Raw genomic sequence first — 21,305 nt, 5'->3', positions numbered from 1 at the left:
ATTCGTGTTACCGAAATGATGGTTACCGGGTGCGGCGATGACAGCGTGTCATTTCTCTTACAGTAATAGTGCAGCAACAGGCGGGAAGATACAGACAACCGGTGACATAAGTGTCACCGGCTGGGATTATCCGTAGTATTACATGTGTCAGAGTAACGACGTATTGCAGCTTGCTCCTGTACTCGTCATCACACGCCGTTTAAGGTAGGCGTCGGCCCTTGCGGCAACAGGTGTTCTACTGCCCGCTGCCAGCTCAGGGTCATGACGCCCTGCGCGGTAATCAGTTTCAAGGTATCCTGCATCAGCGCCTCATCGTTGCTGAGTTTCCAGCCCAGATGGCTGTGTTCGGTCAGCCAGGCGGACACATCGGCCTGGCGGTCAGGGTGACAATACAGTGTGCCGCGTCCTTCCCCTCTCTGGGTACGTAATAACTGGCGCAACAACGCCGGGTAACGCTCAGCGTCAGGGACCGTGTTGAGGATGTGCTGCATCGCATCGCTCAGCAAGTGGTTGCACTGCGATACCAACCAGCTTTCCATCTGCTCACGCTCCTGCTGCCAGCCACGTAATATCTCATCCGCCTGCTGCCAGAATTGCCGCTCCGCCTGAACGGTCGCCAGCGCAACAGACTCCTGCGCCTGCTGGCGTGCTTCATCCAACAACACTTGCGCCTGTTGCCGGGCCTGGTCTATCACCGTTAGCCCATGCTGATGCTGATGCAATTGCCCAATCCGGATCACCTCTGCATCCTGCATATCGGTGCCTGCCACCAGTTTTAAACAGCGTCTGGTCAACATACTCCCTCTCCCTGATAGTGGTGAGACTCACAATTGATAACGTAGCGCCAAGTAGTTTATTTAGTGAACTATTTTAACAAGAAACTACCCAGACCGTATGCCTGCTCTGTCACGACTTTCCAGATGATCGCGTCACACAGACTGGCGATGCGGCTGGCTGGTAAGTCTTTAGACAACGGCTCTTGTGCACGTTCACGCCAGCTACGTGGGTACAACAGTGGTAAACGACTCCAACAGGGTGCAGGAAAGCGGTGGCGTAATATCACCAACGCATCCTGTTCCCGGTGTTGCGAAAACGCCAGCGACGAGGGCAACCACAAGCCGGGGCGCAGTGCTTTCGCCAACCGTCGGCACCAGACGGCCAGTGCTTGCGGTAATTCACCTGACGTTTCACGGCAGACTGCGGCTATCAGCACCAGAACCTGATGACGAGCTGGCGGCGCTAGTTGCCCCAGTTGCAGCAACGCATTTTGCGGCTCAGGAGGATAGGCTTCTTCTAGATCAAGACGATGACGTATGGCGGTATGGTGCACCGACGCCAGCGCCATATCGCTCTCGTCAAAGCGCGACGCATCGAACCAACTTGGGTCCGCCTGTTGTAAACAGCCATAACACCACCACTGGTTCCAGCGCAGGACGTCGTTATCATCGGGCATGCTGTTCATGCTCAGCCCTCACGTCAGGTTGCGCCTGCTTTCTGCTGGCTATCCGTTGTGACCACCAGGGCTGACCAACACGCCAGCCCAGTACTCCCGCCAGCGCCAACGCCAGTAAACCGGCCAGCCACTGTAATTCCGTCATGGTCTGCGGCATCAGTTGAAACGGCCCCAGTGATACGGTTGGAATATGATCTTTGTACGGTTCCGCTGGCACAAATACGATAGCCAGGTCTTTTTCGCTCTTACCGGCCAGCCCCGGAATACTGCTGGCCACCATACGGCGAATGCGCGGCTCAATGCTGTCTGGCTCCAACTCAGGCCGGTATTTGATAAACACAGCGGCGGACGCCGGTTGAATGGGTTCCCCCGGTGCAATACGCTCAGGCAGCACAACATGAACCCGCGCCACCAGCACGCCGTCAATTTGCGTGAGTGTGGATTCCACTTCCTGAGACAAGGCATAAATGTAACGAGCGCGCTCTTCCAGCGGTGTGGAAATCACGCCGGTCTTCTGAAATACCTGACCCAGATTAGTGCGGGCCTGACGGGGTAATCCGGCGGCATTGAGAATGTTGACAGCTCGCTCCATGTCCTTGACATCAATAAGAATACTGACACCCGCTTTATCCATGCGCTTTTCCGCCCCAATGTGATAGCCCCCTAACGCGGCAATCACTTCATTGGCATCGTTTTCAGAAAGACCGCGATGGAGCTCCACGCGATCACCGCAACCAGCAATCAGCATCGCCAGTAGCAGGGTCAGGAATCGGTGCAGGACGGATTTACTCATTATGGTGCCATTGATTATGGGTTGATCTGCCTGGGTTAATCATGACGAGGCGAGTCATGCATTAACTCAGGGTTATCGATTATTGCAGGTTGGTCAGTTTTTCCAGGCTCTGAACGCTTTTCGCTACCACCTTAGCGTTAAGCAGACTTTCCAGATAAAACGACGACAATGTCCGGGTCGCATCCATCACATCTTTCGGGTTATTACCAGTGATGCTTTTACCGACCTGACGCTCGGCCTTTTGCAGCAGGTTTTCCAGCTTGTCGGATTTCTCCGCCAGCGCCCCTAGCCAGGCTTTGTTATCGGCACTCGGTGTTGCCGGGGCGGCGGGTTCGATAGCAGAGCTAAACCAATTTACATCCGCTTGCACAGGGATATCCAGACGGCGCGGCTCATTGCCATTGATAACGCCATTGACAACGTCCTGAGGCGCATTGACGCGGGTCACTTTCATCATGAGTCCGTTCCTCTTTGATGGATGTTTTTTGGTGAATGCTTTTTTGATGACCGTTTAGTGATAAAAAAACCGGGGGAACCTCCCCCCGGTAGTCGACTACCTACACACCATCAGAACTGAATAGCTTTGGCCGCTTTCTGCCCGGAGTTCATGGCTTTGGTGGCGGAGTCCATCTGCATATCCGTGATGGATGAAATGGCGTTGGTTTTCATGGTCTGCGCCTGGGCGGCAGAGGTCATCAATGTCGTTTGAGCAGCGGTAGCGTCCAGCATTTTCATACTGGTCATAGCAGCAGCGTTAGACAATCCCATCATGATAGATATCTCCAGTTAACAATTGATTGATAAAGTAAATTTCGCCAGTGAACCGGCGACAGACACAGTCATCGTGTTCATAAGTTAAGTAGGAGAAAGTCCGGGGGAGTTCCGAAAGCGATTCACTTTTTTTCCCCCGGTGGTGATAACAGGATCCAGCCTGATACATAACAGGTTACGCGGTTATCAGCGTTACGGCCCGCACTTACGGTCCGCACTGCCATTCACGCTACAGTCCTCACGCCACAGTCCGCGTGCGGTGACATTCAGCAATTTGATACGGTGATAGAGCGTACGTTTGGGGATACCCAGTTCATTGACGACGTTATCGATACAGTGATCGTTACGCTGCAACGCCTCCTGAATCAGGAAACGCTCAATGCGGCGCAACCGCACTTTCAGTGATGTCAGCGGCGTATCATTCCCCGCTTTCTCAGCGTTCGCGACGACCGGCACCGGTGAGAGCCCCAGCACCCAGCGTTCCGCGGCAGCCTTCAGTTCACGGATGTTGCCTGGCCAGTCATGCATCAACAGTTGTTCCTGCATCATGGCTGACACACCGGGTACCGGCCGTTTCAGCCGCGCGGCCGCGTCGTGCAAAAAACGCTGAAACAGCGGCAGGATAATCTCCGTGCGCGAACGTAATGTCGGCAACTGAATTTTTACCGTATCCAGCCGGAAGTAAAGGTCACGGCGAAAACGCCCTTTTTCCACCAGTTTGTGCAACGGCGTTTGTGTGGCGACAATCACCCGCATGTTCACCGGTTTGAACTGGGTGCTGCCCAGCCGCTCAATACCGCGACTTTCCAGTACCCGCAGCATTTTCGCCTGTAGCGTCAACGGCATACTGTCGATTTCATCCAGAAACAGGATACCTTTGTCTGCGGTTTCCAGATACCCGGCACGCGAGCGGCTGGCACCGGTATACGCGCCGGATACCACGCCAAACAATTCGCTTTCCGCCAGTGTTTCCGGGACGGCAGCGCAATTCACCGCCACCAGCGGGCCGGGGCAACCGGAAAGCTGGTGAATACGACGCGCCAGCGTATCTTTACCGGTGCCGGTTTCACCTTCCAGTACGATATCAACATGGAGAGGGGCAATAGTGTGGATGAGTGAAGAGAGTGGACCATGTATATCTTCCAGAGGGGGGGTTAACAAAGACTCATGGGAGACACAATGAAGTGACTGCTCGAATTCATTGCTATTCCTTATCGTCATGACTACTCCTGTATTTTTCCTGTATTCCGTTATCGCGCTGCCAGGTCATATCCCTGTCAGGCCGTTACGTGGGTAACGGCATCCTGCTTATCTGACGACGGTCTCGTCATCTTGACGATTTGCTAACGATTAACAGCGATAAATCTGACCGCCTTAACAGCTTATTAATGGTATGCGCACACATTACCGTCGGCAGCAAAACAAACCATCAGCCAACCGCTGAAGTTAAGGTAGGGATTTCAGTGCGTGAAGTAGGAATAGTCTGACACCGGAAACGAGTGTAATCAGCGTGTTACGGAAATTGAGGGCAGGAATGCCCCCTCAGCCGTCGCAACGTCTCGTCGCGACAAACACGGGGGCTAAACAGCAGAGTAGCGTCAGACGATTAAACGCTGGCTCAATGCGTATTTCACAATATCCGCATTGGTGGTGAACTGCATCTTCTCCATTAATCGTGATTTATGGGTACTGACGGTTTTATTGCTGATAGCCAGCATATCGGCAATCGCATTCACCCCCAGCCCCTGCGCCAGCATGACCATGATCTGATGCTCGCGTGTGGTCAACAGATCATGACGGCCATCGCCTTGTGCCTGGCAATCCGCAAACACGATTTGCTCGGCGATGCTGTGGTCAATATAGCGCGCGCCCTGTGCAACCCGGCGAATCGCCGACAACAACGTCTCCGGATCTTTATCTTTCGTGATATAGCCAAGCGCCCCGCTCTTCAGCACCCGCCGGGCAATTTGCGGCTCGCTGTACATGCTTAACACCAGAATAGGCAAACGCGGATACTGCGCCACAATGCGGATAATCAGCTCTTCGCCACAAATCCCTGGCATACACATATCCAGCAGCAGCAAATCAACCTGACATTCCCGTAGCTGCGAGAGTACCTGTGAACCGGTTCCTGCCTCTGCCACCACTTCCAGCCTCTCGTCTAATGCAAAGATCTGTTTTAACCCTTCACGCATAATCACATGATCGTCGGCGATCATCAGTTTTATCAGTCTATCCATTCGCGTTTTCGTCCTCTTTAGAGAAATCTGTTTTACGCGGTATCCTGCGGAAACGTCAATCGAACCAGCGTACCGACTCCCGGCTGGCTGTCTATCGTCACTTCACCTCCCAGCATCCGGCCACGTTCTTTCATACTCATCAGGCCGAAAGCATTCGGTTTACAGGTTTGAGCGTCAAATCCTTTACCGTTATCGCGCACGCTTAGCACAATCATGCCGTCGCGATTTTCCAGCGAAATCACCACCTGTGTCGCCTGGGCGTGCCGTGCAATGTTGGTGAGCGACTCCTGTACCACCCGGAACGCCGCGGTCGCGTACTCATCATTGAGCAGTACTTCCGGCTCGGGGGCATGCAACAAACAAGGGCAGCGATACTGACGAATGAAATCATCACGCAGCCACTCCAGTGCCGGCGTTAAGCCCATGTCCAGCACGTTGGGGCGTAACCGGGTCGCGACATGTCGCACCACCTGGATGGTCTTATCAGACAATGCCATTAAATTCTGTAATTGTGTCAGCATATGCGGATTATCGCGGGCAAACTGCATACGCATCAGCGACAGACTCATGCGCATGGAGGTCAGGTGTTGACCCAGTTCATCATGGATCTCTCTGGCGATATGCTTGCGTTCCTCTTCCCGGGAAATCTCCCTCTGGCGCGCCAGCAACCGTAATTGCATGTGGGAGTCCTCGAGCTTTTTTTCGGCGTAGCGTATGGCGGTGATGTCGCGCCCGACCGTCAGAATCGAGGTCAACCGACCATTCTGGTCAAACTCCGGCACACACCGGATGTGATGGATAACCCGATGGCGTGTGGTGGTAACACCAATGTCCTCTTCCAGTTCCCCCTCAACGCTGCTTTGCGTATCCACCACCTGCTTCACCAGTTGCAAAATTCGCTGTGCGCAGCGGGCATTCGGTAGTAAATCCGTCATCCTACGTCCACGTAACTGCTCGGCGGTAAAACGCAGGTGGGCCAGCGTAGCGGGGTTGGCATACTGGCAGTTAAGCTCGGGATCAAACCGCGTAATCAGATCCGGTGAATTCTCAACCAGCGCCTGGAATTCCTGCTCACGCGCATAGGCCAGTTGTTCGTTCTGTTTACGCTCACGAATATCTCTGACTACACACATACTGTACTGTCGTCCTTTATGGAGAAAATGATTCACGCTGACTTCTACCGGCAATACCATCCCCGAGCGGGTTTTATGCTGGGTTTCAAACGTCAGCCCACGCTTCCAGCAGCGCGGATCACGCCAGTGGCGATTCGCCTCTTCTTTTCTCCAGCTCAGATCGATGTTGTGTATCTGCATGCGATGAAAATCGTGGCTACTGTAGCCCAGCATGCGACAGGCCTCGTCATTGACGTAACAAAACCGCTCCCTATCGTTGACGATATAAATGGCATCCTTGATACGGCTAAAGGCAAAATCCACCAGCTCCAGCGGCGGTACGTCGTCCGGATGTTGGGGTTGCCGGGAAGTCGGGGTATATAACATTGCCATCTCCTTGCTAGCGCTAAGCCTGCCGACGCGCGCTTACAAGCGTCGGCAGCGAAAGGAAAGCCGCAGGCATCGCCTTCAGGTGAGAAGACCTGCGACCCTGTTAGGCGGCACCACCACACCACGTGGCGGCGACAGCCTGATGCTGACTGACAGGTTCCTTCATCTCCCGATTCCAGGGAGATGCCCTCCTGAGCATGGCAATATAAGTCATCCCCCGCGCGGGTGTACCGCGCAGGGGCTGGGCTTATGCATCAACGGCCTGGCGCAGATATCCTCTGGCGCGGGAAAGACGCGAACGAACAGTACCAATGGGAATGTTGAGCTGTGTGGCAATATCCTGATAGCTGATATCGGCATCCAGCAGCATCACTAACATCTTGCGAGTGTCCTCCGGTAAGTGCGCACTGGCAGCAAGCGCGCGGTCCAACGCGTGATCACACTCGGTAATACGGCTGGGATCGATATCCGTTGACATCACGTCCACGGCCTCCAGTACCTCGTCGCTGATATCGACGGTGCGATAACGCGACTGCTTGAAGTGATTACGCACCAGATTCAAAGCGATGCCGAAAACCCAGGTCTCCGGACGTGAGGCACCAGCGAATTTCTCACGGTTTTTCAACACTTCCAGATAGGTCATCTGCTGTAAATCTTCCACATCTTCACGGTTCGATACGCGCTTGCGAATGAAGTTTTGCAGTCGCTTGCCATGCAGGCGGAAAACCTGCTCCCAGTCCACGGTATTGGCAGGGGTATGAATCTGACACGCATCCAATTGTTTCAGTGCAGTAGTTTCCATTTCATTCACTCTCCATCGTTGTGCCCTCATTGGCGCATCCGGGAGAGCAAGGCGCGTGCCAGCCCATGAAAACCACTTAACCAACTGTTATATAATAATTTATTTTTTATCTCTGTGGCGTTTTACGCCAGTTGTTGCCCATGAAATTCGGTCCGAATTGCAAACTCTTGCAGAACAAATCAACCAAGTAATTTCAATTATAAATAATAACTAATAGTTACTTATTATTGTTGACTTGCATCATTTAACGGGAACCCACCATCAGGTCCAGCCACATAACAGCACACCGCTAACGCTGAGGCCGCTCAGGCAGGACAGGACCATGATTTCACTCAACAACGTTTCTTCTGTGCTCACGACCAGCAGCACATCCATCAACGACAACGATATCGACGATCAGGAGCCGGTCGGTTCACCGGCCAAAGCCAGCGAGGCCCGTCCGTCGCACGACAAAGCGCTGAACGATGCGATGGAAGAAGTCACGGCCAGTTTTGGCGAGCAGGTTGAACGAAAAAGCAAAGCGCTTAGCCGTCGGCAAATCAGCCAGCCGCAAAGCCGCATGCTGGCCAATATCGAACGTATCGAAAAACTGACAGAACTGTTTCAGTTACTGGAAAACCCGAAACACCCGACACTTGACCAGCAAATTCGTCAGATGCAGGCGCTGTTGCAGCAGTCTGCGCCACCGACGGTCGATGCTATTTTGCAAGCGGCAGGCGGTGATGCGGCGCGCAGCGATATCGTGCTGCGCCATGTGTTAAGTCAGGCACAACAGCAGCAGGACGCCGCGCTCACGCAGGCAGCCAGCCAGAGCCTGACGCAGTTGCAACAAGAGAAAGGGCCGGAAGTCCGGGCCGGTCTGAACACCGCCGCCGCTATCTCCCTGTTCAGTACCGATCCAAACCAGAAGCAAGCGCTGCGTGAGCTTTACTACCAACGCATTGTCCACCAACAGTCTCCTGCCGCCCTGTTGGATGCCCTGCTGGAACGTTTTGACGCTCAGCATTTCGCGGCCGGGTTGCGCACCCTCCAGCGAGCGCTGGCGGCGGATATCGCCTCTCTGGCGCCATCCATCTCAAAAACGGCGCTGAGCCGGATGCTCAGCAACCTGAACGACTCACGCCAGCTCAGCCATACGCTGTCGGCCAGCCAGTCACTGTTGGCAAGACTGGCATCGCGGATGCCGGAATGCACACTGAATGCGGTAGAGCTGACACGACGGTTAATTGGCCTGAGCGGCAACGGGGCGTATGCCCGCGATCTGCACAATCTGGGCCGCGAAGTCGCCGGGCAGGACAGGCAACGCCAGTTACTGTTTTTCAACGGGTTGCTGCCGCTAGTGAATGACCTGCCGCACCCGCTGTGGCGCGATGCCAAAAACCGGCTCACCGCCCTGCAACTGATTCGTGGTCTGATTGGCGACGTCGCCCAGTACGAAAAACAGCAACAGAACGACCGAACCCAGGCTAAGGGGTAACCGATGGCTGTACTGATCGCCTGGCTTAACCGTTTTGCCATGAGCGCGATGCAGCGCTCCGAAGTAGTGGGTGCCGTGATCGTCATGGCGATTGTGTTCATGATGATCATCCCGCTGCCGACCGATCTTATCGACGTGCTGATCGCGTTCAATATCTGTATTTCATCGCTGCTGATTGTGCTGGCGATGTACCTGCCCAAACCGTTGGCGTTTTCCACGTTCCCGGCGGTATTGCTGCTGACCACCATGTTTCGGCTGGCGTTGTCCATCTCCACCACCCGGCAGATCCTGCTGCAACAGGATGCGGGTCACGTGGTGGAGGCATTCGGCAACTTTGTGGTGGGCGGCAACCTGGCGGTCGGTCTGGTGATCTTCCTGATCCTGACGGTGGTGAACTTTCTGGTCATTACCAAAGGGTCGGAGCGGGTGGCGGAAGTCGCTGCGCGCTTCACGCTGGACGCCATGCCCGGTAAACAAATGTCCATCGACAGCGACCTGCGCGCCGGGTTGATTGACTCGCAACAGGCTCGCCAGCGCCGGGAAAACCTCGCCAAAGAGAGCCAACTGTTCGGCGCGATGGACGGCGCGATGAAGTTCGTGAAAGGGGATGCCATCGCCAGTCTGGTGATCGTGTTTATCAACATGATTGGCGGCTTCGCCATCGGCGTACTGCAAAACGGCATGGCCGCCGGTGACGCCATGCATATCTACTCGGTGTTGACTATCGGCGACGGGTTGATTGCCCAGATCCCGGCGCTGCTGATTTCCCTGACCGCTGGTATGATCATCACCCGTGTATCAGCTGACGGCCAGCAAACGGACAACAATATTGGCCGGGAAATTGCCGAACAGCTGACCAGCCAACCCAAAGCCTGGATTATCTCCTCGGTCGGCATGCTGGGGTTTGCGCTGCTGCCGGGGATGCCAACACTGGTCTTTGTGATGATCAGTCTGGTTTCGCTCGGTAGCGGGTTATTCCAGCTCTGGCGTGCCAAACAAAACGGCCTGCAGGATGCGTTACTGGCAAACGATAACCTACCTGCCGATCAGAACGGTTATCAGGACCTGCGGCGTTTCAACCCCACCCGTGCCTACCTGTTGCAGTTTCACACGGTATGGCAAAGCGCCGCTGCTGCCGCTGTTTTGGTGCAAAACATACGACGTCTGCGCAACCGGCTGGTGTACCACTTTGGTTTTACCCTGCCCTCGTTCGATATCGAATTCACCCCTGCCATACCGGAAGATGAATTCCGCTTCTGCGTCTATGAAATTCCGCAGTTGCGGGCCAGTTTCGGCGTGCCGTTACTGGCCGTTTTACGGGAACAACTACCGCAAGACACACCAGACGACGGCATGATACCCGGCTTGCCTGCCCGCGATGAACAGCACCTGCTGTGGATGACGCCGGAACACCCGATGCTGCAACAACCACAACTGTGCCCCTGGAGCGCAGAGGCGCTGATCCTGAACCGCATGGAGCATGCGATACACCGCAGCGGCGCACAGTTTATCGGGCTACAGGAAACCAAATCGATCCTCGCCTGGCTGGAGAGCGAACAACCGGAACTGGCGCAGGAACTGCAACGCATCATGCCGCTATCGCGTTTTGCCAGTGTGCTGCAACGGCTGGCGTCGGAACGGGTACCGCTGCGCTCAGTGCGGCCGATTGCCGAAGCGCTGATCGATATCGGCCAGCATGAGCGCGACATCAACGCCCTGACCGACTATGTGCGTCTGGAACTGAAAGCCCAGATTTGCCACCAGTACAGTCAGGACGACAGCCTTACCGTTTGGTTGCTGACACCGGAAACCGAAGAGCTGCTGCGTGATGCGTTGCGCCAGACGCAAAACGACACCTTCTTCGCGCTAAACCAGGAATACGCCGCCACCCTGCTCGGCCAGTTGCGACGCGCATTCCCGCCGATGCTGCCGCCATCGGCACTGATCCTGGTCGCGCAGGACCTGCGCAGTCCGCTGCGCATTCTGTTACAGGACGAGTTTCATCACGTCCCCGTGCTGTCATTCACCGAACTGGAATCGCACCTGTCTATCAACGTTGCCGGTCGTATCGACCTGCTGGACAGGACTGATCCTTTTAACGCATAGGAAACGCAACATGTTTGAACTACGAGTTCTGACCGGATTGCACCGTGGGGCCGCGCTGCCGCTGAGCGGAACCTCATGGCGTATAGGCTCGGCCGATGAAGCCGACATGGTGCTCTACGATCCCGGGATCCGCGAGCAACACTGCCTGCTGGAAGCCGCCCCTGACGGCTGGCAGGTCTGCGTATTGGATGGCCCTGTCAGCAATAGCGAAGGCCACACCGTAGAACAGTCGCTACGGTTGCCGCCCGGCACACCGTTCGCCGTCGGGACCATCTGGTTATGTGTGGTCAGCGCCGACACCCCGTGGCAGGACAACACCTCAGCCACACCGTCACAAGACACATCAGGCCACGGCCGTGCGGCCATCGACGTTGGCAACGCTGACATGCATGCTGACATGCCCGCAGTGGATACCGACATCACCGCAGATACGCGCCAGCCTTCCCTGCCGGAAGCGACCACCGCACGCCGGGAAAAACGCCGTCTGCCGCTGTGGGCGAAATTCAGTTACCTGCTACTGGGCGTATTGCTGTTTATGATCGTCGGCAGTTGGATGCTACAGGAAACGGCAGCGATGCCACCTGCGCCGTCACCGCAGGATAACCGTTTGCCCGTCGGCACGCTGCCACAGTTAAACAGCACGCTGCACACCATGCTCACCGACCGCGAACTGGAGCGACTGGTCACCCTCAGTCAGGACAACAACCGCGTCGTGCTGAGCGGGGCGCTCTTACCCGCGCAACACACCCGACTGGCACGGATGCTGGCGCAATTCCACCAACGCTACGTCACCGCCTTACAGATTGAAAACCGCACGACAGAGAAAACCGACGCGCTACCGTTCCAGATTGTGCAAGTCACCAGCGGTCCGAAAGCCAACATCGTCACCGCAGATGGTCGACGCCTGTTCGTCGGCGACGAGGTGGATAACCTGCGGCTGGTCAGCATCAACGACAGCCAGATCGAATTTCGCGGCAAGCAGCAGATCAAGGTGAACTGGTAATGACGACGCAGGACACCATCGATACCCGCTATCCCGCGCTCACCCACTGGCTGCAACAGCGGCAACGCCAACTGGCGGCCTATTCACCGGTGACGCGGCAGGGGCAAATCATCGGCATCAGCGGCATTTTGCTGGAATCCAGCCTGCCTAACGCCCGCATCGGCGATTTGTGCCTGATCGAACGTCACGATCACTCACAGGTGCTGGCGGAAATTGTCGGCTTCAGCCCGAAAAATACCTTTCTGTCGGCACTGGGTGCGCTGGACGGTATCGCTCAGGGCGCTGTCGTCACGCCGTTGTACCAGCCGCATTGCGTACAGGTATCCGAAGCCCTGTTGGGCAGTGTGCTCGACGGCTTCGGCAGGCCGCTGGAACACGGCAGCCACAGCGCATTCGTAGAGCCTGGCTCGCTTAGCGCCAGCCCGCCGATACCGGTGATCGGCGATGCCCCACCGCCGACCGAACGCCCACGCATTGCCTCACCACTCCCGACCGGCCTGCGCGCCATCGACGGTCTGCTGACTATCGGCTGCGGCCAACGTGTAGGGATATTCGCCGGTGCAGGCTGCGGCAAAACCACCTTGCTGGCAGAGCTGGCACGTAATACGCCCTGTGACGCCATCGTATTCGGCTTAATCGGCGAGCGTGGCCGCGAACTGCGCGAGTTTCTCGACCACGAGCTGGATGAGCAGTTACGAAGCCGCACCGTGCTGGTCTGCTCTACGTCCGATCGCAGCAGCATGGAGCGCGCTCGCGCAGCGTTTACCGCGACCGCCATCGCCGAAGCCTTTCGCGCCGCAGGTAAGCAAGTGCTATTGATTATCGACTCATTAACCCGCTTTGCTCGCGCCCAGCGTGAAATCGGCCTGGCGCTCGACGAACCACAGGGGCGCGGCGGGTTACCGCCTTCGGTCTATACCCTGCTGCCCCGGCTGGTCGAACGTGCCGGGCAAACCCGTCAGGGGGCGATCACCGCGCTTTACTCGGTGTTGATCGAACAGGACTCCATGAATGACCCGGTCGCCGACGAAGTCCGTTCGCTGATTGACGGTCACATCGTGCTGTCGCGTCGTCTGGCTGAACGCAACCACTACCCGGCTATCGACATTCTGATGAGCCTGAGCCGCACCATGAGCAATGTTGTCGACACAGAGCATACCCGCAACGCCAACGCTGTACGCCGACTGATGGCGGCTTACCAACAGGTAGAAATGCTGATTCGTCTCGGTGAATACCAACCGGGGCACGATGCGTTCACCGACGCGGCCGTCAACGCCAACGACGACATCAACCGCTTTCTACAACAGGCGATGCGTGAACCACAATCCTTTGACGACATCCAGAGGCAACTCGCCGGGGTGAGTCAGTATGCCGAGGTCTGACACCATGAAATCTGTCAGCGTAATGGAAGAAGAACAGCCAGACAGCCGTGTGCAGGAGCTGCACGCGGTACTGACGCCGTTATTGCCGATCCGCCGCCAGCGTCTTAGCCGTGCCGAACGCCAGTTGCGTCAGGCCGAACTGGCGCTCAGGCAAACCGAGGCCGCATTGCGCACCCAACAAGCACAACTGGCGCAGTTGCAGGCCGAATGGCAGCAACAGCGCGACACCTTTCTGCACGAAGCCTTGGGCAAAACCCAAACGCTGGAAACCCTGAAAAACCAGCTGGAGCAGGAACAACAACACATCCGCCAGATTCAGGCACAGGTACTGCTGTGTACCGACTGGCAACAACAATACCTGAGCCAACAGCAGCACGTCGGGCAGGCAAGGGAAACCGCGCGCCTTTGTCAGAAAGCCGTCGAGAAGCTCGAATTTCTGTTAACCACCTATCAGGAGGCGATATGACCCCGTCCCGGCCCATCCCACCCGAGGTTTCGCCACCCGGCCTGTCATCGTTATCACACCACCCGCAACCGGATCTGTCCGGTTATGGCTACGGTGCTGACGATGAGGCGTGTTGGGAGCCGTTTGGCCGTCTGTCCGATCCAGACGGCGCACTGCCCGATATCAGCTGGCTGCCGTTTGGCCCATCGCTGGCGCTGTATCCCGCGCTTACGCCGACGTCCTTCCAGGATACCCCGCTGCAAACAACACCCGTCATACCTGCGGGCTGGTCGGCGCTGGAATCCTCGCTGGCCGACATGCCGTTGTTACACCGTGGCGAACCGCTGTCGTTCAGTGTGCAGTTACCACAACTGGGTAGCGTAGACGTACGTATGGTGGCGCTCCCCGCTCACGGCTGGGATGTGTCGCTGCGTTTTGGCAAAACTACCTATGAACGGTTGAAAAACCAGCGTGACGCGTGCCGCCATTCGCTGGCAAGCACGTTGCGTGCACCGGTACGCCTGCAATTCGACAGCCGGGAGGATGACGACCTATGACCCCACTGGCACAGACACTACGGCGCATCAGTCAGGCACAGGCAGCGCTATCCCGCCAACTGGCGAGCGCACACCGTTTCGCCTTCATGCTGGAGGGTCAACCGGGGGAATTGCGCATACAGTTAGCGGACGATACGCCCGCTGCCGGAGTGGAAAGCGGCTGGTGTTGCCACGATGGTACGTTATGGCTGGACAATGCCGCCCCGTTGCTGTCGTTACTCTCCGCCTGCCCGGCGCTGCTACCCGGCGAGCATGACAGCAATGACGCGGTGGCCCGCTACTGGACGCACTACAATCAGGCGCTCAGCCCGGCATTGCGCGAGCTGTTCGGTGAGATTCAGCCTTTGTTACCTGCACAACCTGATTCTGTAGCAGGGTCGGATGACCGCACCTCTTCAGATGACAACAGATACTCAGATGACAACACGTCGGCCGAATTAACCGTGTGGCTGGAGGTGATGCGGGGCGATTTTCGCATTCGCAGCCGGTTACGAACCGCACGCCATACGGTGCAACGTTGGCTATGTCGGCCGGGGTGGTACGCACCACACTCGGCTTTGCCCAATCACCTGGCGATACGCCTGCCATTAATACTGGCAGACGTGACGTTGTCACAAGAGCAATTGGCGAGTCTGGAACCGGGCGACGTGATCTGTCCACATAGACAGTACTTCTCACCGCAAGGCGACGGCAGCATTACGCTGGCCGACCGGCGGTTAGCCGGGCAACTCAGGATGGACACACTCGCCCCTTACTGGTTTGCCGTGACAGAACTGGAGGAATGCCCCGTGACCACATTTCCTGGCGACACAACGCCCTTTGGCGACCCGATACCGTTTGACGACACCGCTTCTTACGGCAATATCGCTTCTTACGGAAATACCCCGCCGGATAACAGCAACGTGCAGGAAACATCACCCTGTGCCGAGAGTACGTTGCCGTTTGGTGAGCCGCTATCAGGTTATCCACTGCCACCGCTCGCGCTGGCACTGACGGTACGCTACGGCTACCTGACGCTGACACTACAGGATTTGCAGCAACTCGCCCCCGGTACCGTGTTACCCCTGCAACAGGCCATCCCCGGCGAAGCCACGCTGTATCACGGCGAACAACCACTGGCACAGGGAGAACTGGTGAATGTAGACGGTCGACTGGGGTTGCAAATCACCCGTGGGCCGGTTGCTGTCAGGGAGATCGCCACGGAGTCATTGCGATGACCTCGGGCAATTTCGACCCGGTGATGTTTGCCCTGTTTCTGGGCTCGCTGTCACTGATTCCGCTGATGATGATCGTCTGTACCTGTTTTCTGAAAATATCGATGGTACTGATGCTCACCCGCAACGCCATCGGGGTGCAACAAGTGCCGCCCAACATGGCGTTATATGGTGTAGCGCTCGCGGCCACACTGTTCGTGATGGCACCGGTATTCAGCGACATCAAACAGCGGTTTCAGGACGCACCGGTGGACGTTAGCAGCCTTGATGCGCTGGAAAGCAGCGTGACCCGCGGCATTGAACCGTTACAGAGGTTCATGTCGCGCAACACCGACCCGGATATCCTCACCCATCTGCATGAAAACAGCCTGCGCATGTGGCCTGCTGCGATGTCGGAGAAAATAACCACCCAGAACATCCTGTTAATCCTGCCCGCTTATGTGCTCTCAGAGCTACAAGCCGGGTTTAAAATCGGTTTTCTGATTTATATCCCGTTCATCGTTATCGACCTGATTGTCTCTAACGTCCTGCTGGCTCTGGGGATGCAGATGGTCGCGCCGACCACCCTTTCGCTCCCGCTCAAGCTATTGCTGTTCGTGCTGGTTAACGGCTGGACGCGTCTGCTAGACGGTCTGTTCTACAGTTACCTGTGAGGTCGTCATGGAAACGCTCACGCTGTTCCGACAGGCGATGGTGTTGGTGGTGATGCTGTCTGCGCCGCCGTTGCTGGTCGCGGTGGTGGTCGGTGTACTGATTTCACTGCTACAGGCGGTGATGCAGTTGCAGGACCAAACGTTGCCTTTTGCCGTCAAACTGGTGGCGGTGGGGTTGGTGCTGGCCATGACCGGCCGCTGGATAGGCGTTGAGTTAATCCAACTGGCGGTAATGGCTTTTAATATGATCGAACACGTCCGGGCATGAGGTGACGATGCTCTCTCTTGCCTCCCTCCAGTCTATTTACGACTTTATTTACGCGCTGACGCTCGGCGTGGCCCGGTTGTATCCATGCCTGTTTCTGGTGCCGCTGTTCTCTTTCACCGTCATCAAAGGCATGCTGCGCAACGCGGTGGCCCTTGCCATCGCGCTAGTCCCGGCCGGTGCTATCCAGCAACACATGTTAACCACCACGATAACCTGGCCCATGTTACCCGCGCTGTTGCTCAAAGAGCTGGTCATTGGGTTGTTGCTGGGGGTGGTGCTGGCCATGCCGTTCTGGCTGTTTGAATCTGTTGGCGCGCTGTTCGACAACCAGCGCGGCGCGCTGACCGGCGGCCAGCTCAACCCGGCGTTGGGTAACGATGCCACCCCGCTCGGCCACATGATGAAAGAGCTGTTTACCCTGCTGCTGATCATCACTATCGGGTTTTCCGGCTTCACGCAATTATTGTGGGACAGTTACCAGCTATGGCCAGCGTTGGATTTTCTGCCGCCGTTATCGGAGCTGGGTTTTCACACCTATCTCGGTCTGCTCAACGACACCTTTCAACACATGATTGTGTATGCCGGCCCGCTAGTGGCGTTGTTACTGTTGCTGGAATTCAGCATCGCCATTCTCAGTCTTTACAGCCCGCAATTGCAGGTCTACGTGCTGTCCGCCCCAGCCAAATGCCTGGCCGGAATGGCATTCTTCGTGCTCTACATGCCGGTGTTGCAGTTTCTCGGTGAAGGCCGACTCAAGGCACTGGCCGACCTGAAACACCTGTTTCCACTATTCTTTCAAGCGTCGTCCTGAACACTGAATACGACGATTAACCACTAAGGTGCCGGGATGAGCGAAAAAACCGAAAAACCCACCCCCAAGAAATTGCAGGATGCGCGCAAAAAAGGGGAAGTCGGTCAAAGTCAGGATGTTCCCAAACTGCTGATTAGCTTTGCACTACTGGAGATGATTCTGGCGCTGACCGACAACGGCATGAGCAGATTACAGGCATTAATGCAATTGCCGCTGAGCCGTCTGTCTGACTCGTTCGGCCATGCCGCCGATGAAGTGTTCAGCGAAGCACTATCACTGCTGAGCACCTTCTGCCTGTTAACCGTCAGTGTGGCGCTGTTGATGCGTATTGTCGGCGGCTGGATCCAGTATGGCCCGCTGTTCGCGGTGGAAGCGCTAAAGATTGATTTCAACCGCCTTAATCCGGTCAATCAAATCAAGCAAATGTTCACAATGCGCAAGCTCACCGACATGCTGACTAACATCCTGAAGGCAACCACCATCGGACTGGTGTTCTGGCTCGTCGTCATACCACAATTGGAATGGCTGGTGGAGTTAGCCTATGGTGACCTGACCGCCTTCTGGAAAGGTGTGGAGAGTGTACTGAAAAGTGTGGCGCGCACCACCCTGTCCTCACTGCTGGCGCTGGGGATACTCGACTTCGGTTTGCAAAAATACTACTTCCTCAAGCAGCAACGCATGAGTCATGAAGATATTCGTAACGAGTTCAAAAATTCCGAAGGCGACCCCCACATGAAGGGACATCGCAAATCGGTAGCACAGGAAATCCTCAACGAACCGGCCAGCCCTCGCGCCAAACCCAACATCGAGGATGCTGACCTGCTCTTGGTTAACCCAACACACTATGCGGTAGCGCTGTTCTATCGCCCCGGCAAAACGCCATTACCGCGCATTCTACTCAAGGGTGAAGACGAACAGGCCAAAGCGCTCATCGCCCGCGCGCATCAGGCCAATGTGCCGGTGATCCGTTTTATCTGGCTGGCGCGAACCCTGTATCGGGTTCCCGAGGGGCACTACATTCCACGCCATACGTTACAATCGGTTGCGCAGGTCTACCGGGTATTACGCCAGTTGGATAACGATCTGAGCCAGCAGGAAATCATTGAACTGGATTAACCACGCATTAGGCCATGTCTTTTATTTTACTATTTCGCTTAGACATTTATTTGGGGTATATCCCTGCCGATAGCCTATCGGCAGGTAAACACGTTAGCGGTCTAAAAAGATAAAATCATATCGCCGCACCGGCTTTTGTGTACCACGGTTGTTGACCTGGACAGTTTCTCAGGTTCAACATATCGACATGCTGTAATGTTTTTTCTCCCGACGCATTATCAACAATTTTATACACCCTTAAGTATTTTCCTGTTTCTGCGTTCCGGTCATTGAAATCAATCGTCACGTAATAAAATGAACCCGCCTCAGGCTTAAAGGCAATCACGCTCTCTGACACTAACACATCGGGCGAGAAGAACGACCGGTGATTGTTTTCACCGGTGTAGAGCACCCTGACCGCGATATACCCATTGGCACTCACCCAGAACTCTTGATGCTTATCACTCATTTTATCGACGACTGGCATCCCTATTGATTTTTTGCTCAACCGCATGACAGGAACGAATCCGTTATTTTTTGAGTAGAGATCAATACATGTTTTCGTTTCCGGGTAGACCCGCGTTCTATTATTATTCATGTCGAAGGCAATACCGACTCTTTTATCGGCAAGCGAATCTGTTAAATATTTATTATAGTCACTCACAGTAGTCAGTGATGAACATGCTGTTAATAACAACAAGCCAGCCAACCCCAAATATCTCACCACAATCACTCCTTCCAGCTCCATATCATTATTTGATACATCAGAATCTCCCACACCATTGTCGATCACGATCAGTCAGTATCGATGTAGTCGTCCAATCTATCGCCCTGATGATGCTTGCGATACCGGACGTAGTATCGCTGTAACCCCGCGGTTTCGACACCACTGCGTAAAGAAAAAGCTATCACCGTCAAAAATCGTTTCAATATAATCCTGCACTTAGGTTAAATATTTGCTATTACGGCAATTATTCTCCTGTTACGGATACAAAGTGCGCTTATGTTCAAGTCGTTTTTTCCCAACCCTAAGTGGTTTTTCTCTTCTGCGTTGATCTGGTCGCTGGTGGCAGTCATCATCTGGTATGGCTGGGGACGCTCGCTGGGTGACAGCCTGCTGCACATCAGCGAACCGTTACCACACGGAGCCGCGCGGTTTTGGTCACCTGCCTTTTTGTGGTTTTACGGTTATTACCTGCTGTGCGTCTGCCTTTTCGCGGGAGCCTGGGCGCTATTACGTCCCCACCCCTGGCAACGCTGGTCTATCCTGGGAACCTCACTGATTATTTTCGTTACCTACTTTTCGGTGGAAATCGGGGTGGCGGTAAACGACTGGTATGGCCCTTTTTATGACCTGATCCAAAAAGCCCTCAGTGCCCCTAACGCGGTGACGATTCAGGCGTTTTACAAAGAGTTGCTGATTTTCCTGGGTATTGCGCTAACGGCCGTCACCGTGGGTGTGATGAACCTTTTTTTCGTCAGCCATTATGTTTTTCGCTGGCGTACCGCGATGAATGATTATTACACTTCGCACTGGCAGTCCTTACGGCACATTGAAGGGGCGGCACAGCGTATTCAGGAAGACACCATGCGCTTTGCCTCCACCGTGGAAAGCCTGGGTGTCGACCTGGTGAAATCATTGATGACGTTGATAGCCTTTTTACCGGTGCTGGTCAGCCTCTCATCCCATGTCAAAACCCTGCCGTTGATTGGCGAAGTGCCTTACGGCCTGGTGATCGCAGCGATTGTCTGGTCGCTGGCAGGAACGGGCTTGCTGGCGTTTATCGGCATCAAACTGCCGGGGCTGGAGTTTAACAACCAGCGTGTGGAAGCCGCCTATCGTAAAGAGTTGGTCTATGGTGAAGACGACGCCACCCGAGCCACGCCGCCGACGGTAAAACAGCTGTTCATCAACGTGCGGAAAAACTATTTCCGGCTCTATTTCCATTACACCTACTTCAATATTGCACGGGTGCTCTATCTGCAAACCGACAATGTGTTCGGCATTATCATGCTGCTACCGTCGATCGTCGCAGGTAGTCTGACGCTCGGTCTGATGAACCAGATAACCAACGTGTTCGATCAGGTGCGAAGCTCATTCCAATACCTGATTAACTCGTGGACCACCATCGTCGAGCTGATGTCGATTTATAAACGTCTGCGTAGTTTCGAATCGGTGATTAAGGACGTGCCGATGGTCACCGACGCGGCGGATGCAACGTCCGGCGCCTGATAACCGCGCCCCGGTTCTGTGTAGCCAGTCGGCCAGAAAGCACAGAACCGGGATTCTCTCACCACCGCCTTTATTCTGTTGATCCCCTTCTCCGCCATACCTGAATGAACATGCTCAATCCCACTTACCATCGATAGCGAGAGATAGCGCATTATATAGTGGACTGTATAGCGCACATTATCAGTTCCGAATTATTCGGGGTGTATACCCTTCATACTTCAAAATGAGAGTGACTGCCCTCCCCCTGATTATTTCTTTTCTTTATCGGAAGAATCACATTATTTTCTCGACTAACAACAAAATGAAAAAATATGACTTAGTCAGGACATTTAAAAATAATTTTTTGAAAAAGAGAGCAGATAAAACCCTGCCCAATACATCATCTGACTAGTACATGAAAACATTTAACAACTTGCAAACGGAATACCACCAGAAAAAAACCAAACTGGAATAAGAAACACAAACAACCTCTACTTTCATTATGTTAGCAAGTGTTTATA

The 21,305-nt window shown here is 55.1% G+C and carries 22 protein-coding genes; 12 read left to right on the top strand and 10 right to left on the bottom strand.

The genetic code is table 11. The features are described 5' to 3' along the window. Positions 1 to 188: 188 nt before the first annotated feature. From sctL to FGI04_RS07245, 9 genes are all read right to left on the bottom strand, one after another. Complete coding sequence (gene sctL / locus FGI04_RS07285) at positions 189 to 797, bottom strand: type III secretion system stator protein SctL (protein ID WP_407336515.1); 609 nt, start codon at positions 795 to 797, stop codon at positions 189 to 191. A gap of 68 nt (positions 798 to 865) precedes the next feature. Beyond that, positions 866 to 1,462: a serine kinase gene (locus FGI04_RS07280; protein ID WP_407273403.1), complete on the bottom strand. Its 597-nt coding sequence runs from the start codon at positions 1,460 to 1,462 to the stop codon at positions 866 to 868. Next, positions 1,443 to 2,246, bottom strand: a complete 804-nt coding sequence (sctJ, locus tag FGI04_RS07275; protein ID WP_342700951.1) for a type III secretion system inner membrane ring lipoprotein SctJ — start codon at positions 2,244 to 2,246, stop codon at positions 1,443 to 1,445. Before sctJ ends, FGI04_RS07280 begins: the two co-directional genes overlap by 20 nt. Positions 2,247 to 2,325: 79 nt before the next feature. Continuing rightward, the gene (locus FGI04_RS07270; protein ID WP_407336514.1) at positions 2,326 to 2,703 is read right to left on the bottom strand and encodes an EscI/YscI/HrpB family type III secretion system inner rod protein; all 378 of its coding nucleotides are present in this window, start codon (positions 2,701 to 2,703) and stop codon (positions 2,326 to 2,328) included. 110 nt (positions 2,704 to 2,813) lie between these two features. Next, complete coding sequence (locus FGI04_RS07265) at positions 2,814 to 3,017, bottom strand: type III secretion system major pilin HrpA (protein WP_019845523.1); 204 nt, start codon at positions 3,015 to 3,017, stop codon at positions 2,814 to 2,816. Positions 3,018 to 3,209: 192 nt separating this feature from the next. Beyond that, complete coding sequence (locus FGI04_RS07260; RefSeq protein ID WP_407339909.1) at positions 3,210 to 4,238, bottom strand: sigma 54-interacting transcriptional regulator; 1,029 nt, start codon at positions 4,236 to 4,238, stop codon at positions 3,210 to 3,212. Between the two features lie 377 nt (positions 4,239 to 4,615). After that, positions 4,616 to 5,257, bottom strand: a complete 642-nt coding sequence (locus FGI04_RS07255) for a response regulator (RefSeq protein ID WP_342700954.1) — start codon at positions 5,255 to 5,257, stop codon at positions 4,616 to 4,618. 32 nt (positions 5,258 to 5,289) lie between these two features. After that, positions 5,290 to 6,756, bottom strand: coding sequence for a PAS domain-containing sensor histidine kinase (locus FGI04_RS07250; protein ID WP_342700955.1), 1,467 nt, complete (start codon positions 6,754 to 6,756; stop codon positions 5,290 to 5,292). Positions 6,757 to 7,006: 250 nt separating this feature from the next. Beyond that, complete coding sequence (locus FGI04_RS07245) at positions 7,007 to 7,561, bottom strand: RNA polymerase sigma factor (RefSeq protein ID WP_407336513.1); 555 nt, start codon at positions 7,559 to 7,561, stop codon at positions 7,007 to 7,009. 322 nt (positions 7,562 to 7,883) lie between these two features. Between FGI04_RS07245 and sctW the strand changes: the two genes are divergently transcribed. Genes sctW through sctU form a run of 11 tightly spaced genes read left to right on the top strand, consistent with a single transcriptional unit; the run spans position 7,884 to position 18,593 of the window. Further along, complete coding sequence (gene sctW, locus FGI04_RS07240) at positions 7,884 to 9,038, top strand: type III secretion system gatekeeper subunit SctW (protein ID WP_407336512.1); 1,155 nt, start codon at positions 7,884 to 7,886, stop codon at positions 9,036 to 9,038. 3 nt (positions 9,039 to 9,041) lie between these two features. Next, positions 9,042 to 11,144, top strand: coding sequence for a type III secretion system export apparatus subunit SctV (gene sctV / locus FGI04_RS07235; RefSeq protein ID WP_342700958.1), 2,103 nt, complete (start codon positions 9,042 to 9,044; stop codon positions 11,142 to 11,144). Between the two features lie 10 nt (positions 11,145 to 11,154). Continuing rightward, complete coding sequence (gene sctD, locus FGI04_RS07230; protein WP_407336510.1) at positions 11,155 to 12,147, top strand: type III secretion system inner membrane ring subunit SctD; 993 nt, start codon at positions 11,155 to 11,157, stop codon at positions 12,145 to 12,147. Beyond that, a complete protein-coding gene (gene sctN / locus FGI04_RS07225; protein ID WP_407336509.1) occupies positions 12,147 to 13,529 on the top strand; it encodes a type III secretion system ATPase SctN in 1,383 nt (460 codons plus the stop codon). The genes sctD and sctN overlap by 1 nt, the downstream gene beginning before the upstream one ends. 4 nt (positions 13,530 to 13,533) lie before the next feature. Beyond that, a complete protein-coding gene (locus FGI04_RS07220) occupies positions 13,534 to 13,995 on the top strand; it encodes a type III secretion protein (RefSeq protein ID WP_407321451.1) in 462 nt (153 codons plus the stop codon). Continuing rightward, entirely contained in the window at positions 13,992 to 14,531 is a 540-nt protein-coding gene (locus tag FGI04_RS07215) for a type III secretion system HrpP C-terminal domain-containing protein (protein WP_407321452.1), read from the top strand. The genes FGI04_RS07220 and FGI04_RS07215 overlap by 4 nt, the downstream gene beginning before the upstream one ends. Then, on the top strand, positions 14,528 to 15,748 hold the full coding sequence (gene sctQ / locus FGI04_RS07210; RefSeq protein WP_407336508.1) for a type III secretion system cytoplasmic ring protein SctQ: 1,221 nt from the start codon (positions 14,528 to 14,530) through the stop codon (positions 15,746 to 15,748). Before FGI04_RS07215 ends, sctQ begins: the two co-directional genes overlap by 4 nt. Beyond that, complete coding sequence (sctR, locus tag FGI04_RS07205) at positions 15,745 to 16,398, top strand: type III secretion system export apparatus subunit SctR (protein ID WP_407336507.1); 654 nt, start codon at positions 15,745 to 15,747, stop codon at positions 16,396 to 16,398. Before sctQ ends, sctR begins: the two co-directional genes overlap by 4 nt. 7 nt (positions 16,399 to 16,405) lie before the next feature. Continuing rightward, positions 16,406 to 16,666 carry a type III secretion system export apparatus subunit SctS gene (gene sctS / locus FGI04_RS07200; protein WP_342700965.1) on the top strand — a complete coding sequence of 87 codons (261 nt, stop codon included), beginning with the start codon at positions 16,406 to 16,408 and terminating at the stop codon, positions 16,664 to 16,666. A 7-nt stretch (positions 16,667 to 16,673) separates the two neighbouring features. Beyond that, the gene (sctT, locus tag FGI04_RS07195; protein WP_342700966.1) at positions 16,674 to 17,477 is read left to right on the top strand and encodes a type III secretion system export apparatus subunit SctT; all 804 of its coding nucleotides are present in this window, start codon (positions 16,674 to 16,676) and stop codon (positions 17,475 to 17,477) included. A gap of 36 nt (positions 17,478 to 17,513) precedes the next feature. Continuing rightward, the gene (gene sctU, locus FGI04_RS07190) at positions 17,514 to 18,593 is read left to right on the top strand and encodes a type III secretion system export apparatus subunit SctU (protein ID WP_342700967.1); all 1,080 of its coding nucleotides are present in this window, start codon (positions 17,514 to 17,516) and stop codon (positions 18,591 to 18,593) included. Positions 18,594 to 18,708: 115 nt separating this feature from the next. Here the strand turns inward: sctU and FGI04_RS07185 are convergent, their stop codons facing one another. Beyond that, positions 18,709 to 19,365, bottom strand: coding sequence for a hypothetical protein (locus FGI04_RS07185; protein ID WP_407336506.1), 657 nt, complete (start codon positions 19,363 to 19,365; stop codon positions 18,709 to 18,711). A 210-nt stretch (positions 19,366 to 19,575) separates the two neighbouring features. Between FGI04_RS07185 and sbmA the strand changes: the two genes are divergently transcribed. Then, a complete protein-coding gene (gene sbmA / locus FGI04_RS07180) occupies positions 19,576 to 20,805 on the top strand; it encodes a peptide antibiotic transporter SbmA (RefSeq protein WP_342700969.1) in 1,230 nt (409 codons plus the stop codon). Positions 20,806 to 21,305 lie beyond the last annotated feature (500 nt).

Origin of the sequence: Dickeya ananatis (assembly GCF_019464615.1) — a bacterium.
Classification (GTDB): domain Bacteria; phylum Pseudomonadota; class Gammaproteobacteria; order Enterobacterales; family Enterobacteriaceae; genus Dickeya; species Dickeya oryzae.
Note: the sequence above shows the minus strand (reverse complement) of the source record. Positions and strands in the feature narration are given on the sequence as shown.

Excerpts from the sequence above, each read along its gene's own strand:
- sctL (WP_407336515.1), bottom strand. The coding sequence starts at position 797 with ATGTTGACCAGACGCTGTTTAAAACTGGTGGCAGGCACCGATATGCAG.
- FGI04_RS07280 (WP_407273403.1), bottom strand. The coding sequence starts at position 1,462 with ATGAACAGCATGCCCGATGATAACGACGTCCTGCGCTGGAACCAGTGG.
- sctJ (WP_342700951.1), bottom strand. The coding sequence starts at position 2,246 with ATGAGTAAATCCGTCCTGCACCGATTCCTGACCCTGCTACTGGCGATG.
- FGI04_RS07270 (WP_407336514.1), bottom strand. The coding sequence starts at position 2,703 with ATGATGAAAGTGACCCGCGTCAATGCGCCTCAGGACGTTGTCAATGGC.
- FGI04_RS07265 (WP_019845523.1), bottom strand. The coding sequence starts at position 3,017 with ATGATGGGATTGTCTAACGCTGCTGCTATGACCAGTATGAAAATGCTG.
- FGI04_RS07260 (WP_407339909.1), bottom strand. The coding sequence starts at position 4,238 with ATGACGATAAGGAATAGCAATGAATTCGAGCAGTCACTTCATTGTGTC.
- FGI04_RS07255 (WP_342700954.1), bottom strand. The coding sequence starts at position 5,257 with ATGGATAGACTGATAAAACTGATGATCGCCGACGATCATGTGATTATG.
- FGI04_RS07250 (WP_342700955.1), bottom strand. The coding sequence starts at position 6,756 with ATGTTATATACCCCGACTTCCCGGCAACCCCAACATCCGGACGACGTA.
- FGI04_RS07245 (WP_407336513.1), bottom strand. The coding sequence starts at position 7,561 with ATGGAAACTACTGCACTGAAACAATTGGATGCGTGTCAGATTCATACC.
- sctW (WP_407336512.1), top strand. The coding sequence starts at position 7,884 with ATGATTTCACTCAACAACGTTTCTTCTGTGCTCACGACCAGCAGCACA.
- sctV (WP_342700958.1), top strand. The coding sequence starts at position 9,042 with ATGGCTGTACTGATCGCCTGGCTTAACCGTTTTGCCATGAGCGCGATG.
- sctD (WP_407336510.1), top strand. The coding sequence starts at position 11,155 with ATGTTTGAACTACGAGTTCTGACCGGATTGCACCGTGGGGCCGCGCTG.
- sctN (WP_407336509.1), top strand. The coding sequence starts at position 12,147 with ATGACGACGCAGGACACCATCGATACCCGCTATCCCGCGCTCACCCAC.
- FGI04_RS07220 (WP_407321451.1), top strand. The coding sequence starts at position 13,534 with ATGAAATCTGTCAGCGTAATGGAAGAAGAACAGCCAGACAGCCGTGTG.
- FGI04_RS07215 (WP_407321452.1), top strand. The coding sequence starts at position 13,992 with ATGACCCCGTCCCGGCCCATCCCACCCGAGGTTTCGCCACCCGGCCTG.
- sctQ (WP_407336508.1), top strand. The coding sequence starts at position 14,528 with ATGACCCCACTGGCACAGACACTACGGCGCATCAGTCAGGCACAGGCA.
- sctR (WP_407336507.1), top strand. The coding sequence starts at position 15,745 with ATGACCTCGGGCAATTTCGACCCGGTGATGTTTGCCCTGTTTCTGGGC.
- sctS (WP_342700965.1), top strand. The coding sequence starts at position 16,406 with ATGGAAACGCTCACGCTGTTCCGACAGGCGATGGTGTTGGTGGTGATG.
- sctT (WP_342700966.1), top strand. The coding sequence starts at position 16,674 with ATGCTCTCTCTTGCCTCCCTCCAGTCTATTTACGACTTTATTTACGCG.
- sctU (WP_342700967.1), top strand. The coding sequence starts at position 17,514 with ATGAGCGAAAAAACCGAAAAACCCACCCCCAAGAAATTGCAGGATGCG.
- sbmA (WP_342700969.1), top strand. The coding sequence starts at position 19,576 with ATGTTCAAGTCGTTTTTTCCCAACCCTAAGTGGTTTTTCTCTTCTGCG.